3 protein-coding genes are annotated in these 2,987 nt (G+C 67.2%); all 3 read right to left on the minus strand.

Annotated features, from left to right (window positions below; translation table 11 throughout):
• On the minus strand, positions 1 to 1,390 hold a 1,390-nt coding region (locus DQP58_RS26345; protein ID WP_112710964.1), incomplete at its 3' end, for a virulence factor Mce family protein.
• Positions 1,387 to 2,427 carry a virulence factor Mce family protein gene (locus tag DQP58_RS26350; protein WP_112710965.1) on the minus strand — a complete coding sequence of 347 codons (1,041 nt, stop codon included), beginning with the start codon at positions 2,425 to 2,427 and terminating at the stop codon, positions 1,387 to 1,389. The genes DQP58_RS26345 and DQP58_RS26350, both read right to left, overlap by 4 nt.
• The coding region (locus tag DQP58_RS26355; RefSeq protein ID WP_205869553.1) for an MCE family protein at positions 2,424 to 2,987 on the minus strand (564 nt) is incomplete at its 5' end. The genes DQP58_RS26350 and DQP58_RS26355, both read right to left, overlap by 4 nt.

Raw genomic sequence — 2,987 nt, forward strand, 5'->3', positions numbered from 1 at the left:
GCACCGGGGTGCCCGGAACGTCGGGCGGCGGGTCCCCCGGCCGGCCCGCGATCGGGATGCCCGGCGTGGGCGGCAGACCGTTGGGGTTGGGCGGCGACGTCATCACGTCGGCCGGCGCCGGGAAGCTCGGCCCTCCGAACGGGCCCGTCGTCGCGCCCGCACAGGGCAGCGGGTTCCACGGCCGCGGCAGACCCTCGTCCCCGACGGTGACGTTGCCGCCCGGATTGGCCGGCGTGTACGAGCACGGCGATCCCGGTGGGACGGCCGGACCCGGGTGGTCGGGCGTGCCCTCGAGCACCGGCGGCGCCGGCGGCGGCGCGCCATTGGGGAACCGGGTGCCGTTGGGGTCGGGGAACCGGTAGGCCGGCAATCCCGCACTGCGCCAGAAGTTCTCCGGGTCGATGCCGCGCTTCTTGAAGGCGGCGTCCACCCAGGGCTGCGAAATCTGGTACAGCGCCAGGTTGTGCAGGACCACCTTGAAGAACGGACCCGAGGCGATGGCCTCGTTGAGCGACGGCAGGAACTTGCCGACCTCGGTGAAACCGTTGGCCAGATCGTCTTTGCGCTGCACCAGGATGTCGCTGACGGTGCGCAGCTGCTCCAGCACGTGGTTGAGGTTCGGGTTGTCGTTGATCAGGCCCTTGACCTGTTCGGAGAACGCCGCGACGTTGCTCAGCAGGGCGTTGATGGCCTGGCCGCGTTCGTTGAAGGCGGCCAGCAGGGTCTTGGCGTTGACCAGCGCCCGGTCGATCTGGTCGCTACGGTCACCGAGGATGCCGGCGACCTGGTTGGCCTGGGCGAGCAGGTGCTTGACCTCTTCGTCGCGCTTGCCGATGGTGTCGGAGAACTTGGCCACCCCTTCGAGCGCCGGGCTCAGGTGCGGGTAGGTCTGGTCGATGGTCTGCGACAGCACGTGCAGCGACTGCTTGACCGCGTCGATGTCCCAGCCCTGCGCGGCCTTGGTGACGTCGAAGAACGCGTCGTAGATCTGGTAGGGCGTGGTGCTCTGGCCGATCGGCAACGTCGACCCGGGTCGCAGTGTCTGGGCGCCGCGCGGCTCGAGTTCGAGCACCTTCTTTCCGAGGATGGTGTCGGTCTTGACGGCCAGCCTGCTCTCGGTGCCGAAGGTCGCGGTGCCGGCGTTGAACTGGATCACGATGTGATCGCCGTCGATCTTGAGACCCTCCACCTTGCCGACGTCCACGCCGGCGATGCGCACCTTGTCGCCCTTGCTGAGACCGCCGGTGTCGGCGAACTGCCCGTAGTAATGCGGTTTGGCCATCAACATCGGGACGCTGGTGAAGCTTTGGCCCACGCCGATCACCAGCACCGTCACGACGATGCCCATCAGCCCGATGCGGACCCGGTTCGGGGGTTCCAGTGTTCTCATTGCGGCGTGCACCTACCCGTCGGCTGCTGGAACAGCCGGACCGTGCGGACCGGGCCGCCGGCCTGCAGACCGTTGATCTTCAGGGTGATGTCGCAGGCGTAGAAGTTCACGAAGTCCCCGTATGACCCGATGGCGCGCCCGATCATGTTCAACGCGGTCGGCACCTTCTTCAGGTAGTCCTGCAGTTGGTCCTGCTGGTCGATCAGCGGCTGCTGCACGGCGTCCAGGTAGTTGATCGTCTTGTGCAGCAGGCCGCGGTTTTCGGCCAGCAGGTCGGCAACCGTGCCGGCGGCGTTGCTGATGTGCGCGGTCCCCCCGGCGAGTTGGTCGCCGTGGTCCTTGAGACCGGTGATCAACACCTCGAGATTGTTGATGGTCTGGTCGAACTGCTGCCGGTGCCGGACCGTCGTGTCCAGCACCGTGTTGAGGTTCTTGATGACCTCGCCGATGGCCTGGTCGCGCTCACCGAGTTGGCTGGTCAGCTGCGCGGTCTGGTCGAGGATGTCGTTGATGGTGCCGCCCTGCCCCTGGAACACGGTGACCAGCGCGGTCGCGATGCTGTTGACCTTCTGGGGGTCCAGCGCCCGGAACAACGGCTTGAACCCACCGATCAGGGCGTCGAGGTCGAGCGCCGGCTGGGTGCGGGCGAGCGGGATGAACCCGCCGGGCGCCAGCACCTTGTCGGCTCCTTCGCCCTGGCCGCGCTTGAGCTCGAGGTAGCGGTTGCCGATCAGGTCCAGGTAGCGGATCTGGGCGGTCGTCGACTGATACAGCGGGATCGAGCGGTCGACGTTGAACTTCACCCGTGCCCGCTTGCCGCCGTCGGCCAGTTCCACCGTGTCGACCTTGCCGACCTCGACCCCGGAGGCGCGCACGAACTGACCCGCGCGCAGGCCGCTGACGTTGGTGAACTCCGCCGTGTATCCGCTGGTGCGGTCGAAGCGCATCTGACCGAACACCACGATGATCATCACAGTGAAGATCAGCAGCACCACCGAGAAGATGCTGAGTTTGACAAGGGTTCCGGTGATTTTCATGGGTTGATCGTGTTATCCCCTACCTGGCGTCCCCAGACGTACTCGATCGCATACGGCGATCCGGTGTCCAGGTGGTTGTACGGCGCAAGGCTGTTGCCGGAGTCCATCACCAATTCCGGTGCGGGCCACAGGTCATGGGTAAGCGGTTGCCAGCACCCTGGGGCACCGCCGGGCCCGCCGCGCGCGTTCACCCGCGGCAGGTTCTCCGGCCAGACGTAGGGATTCGGCGCGCCACCGACCAGGCCGGCGACGCCGCCGAGCCCCATCGTGAGCGCGGCGACCGCAACCAGCGACAGGGGGTTGGCGACCAACCCCAACCCGGACAGCGCCTGGGTGTGGCTGTTGAGCGAGTAGCCGTTGCCGCCCAGGAACGAGGCGGCCTTGGGCTCGATGTCGTGGTAGTTGCGTACGGTGCAGAACAGCTCGGGGCTGTAGGTATCCAGCAGCTGCGCCGTCGGCACCAGGTCTTCGGCGCCGCGCGCCAGATATGGCCCGCCCTTGTTGAACAGCTCGGCACCGGTGTTGCCGAACCCGGCCGCCGACAACAACGCCTGATCCAG

The organism is Mycobacterium colombiense (assembly GCF_003284975.1).
Taxonomy (GTDB): domain Bacteria; phylum Actinomycetota; class Actinomycetes; order Mycobacteriales; family Mycobacteriaceae; genus Mycobacterium; species Mycobacterium europaeum_A.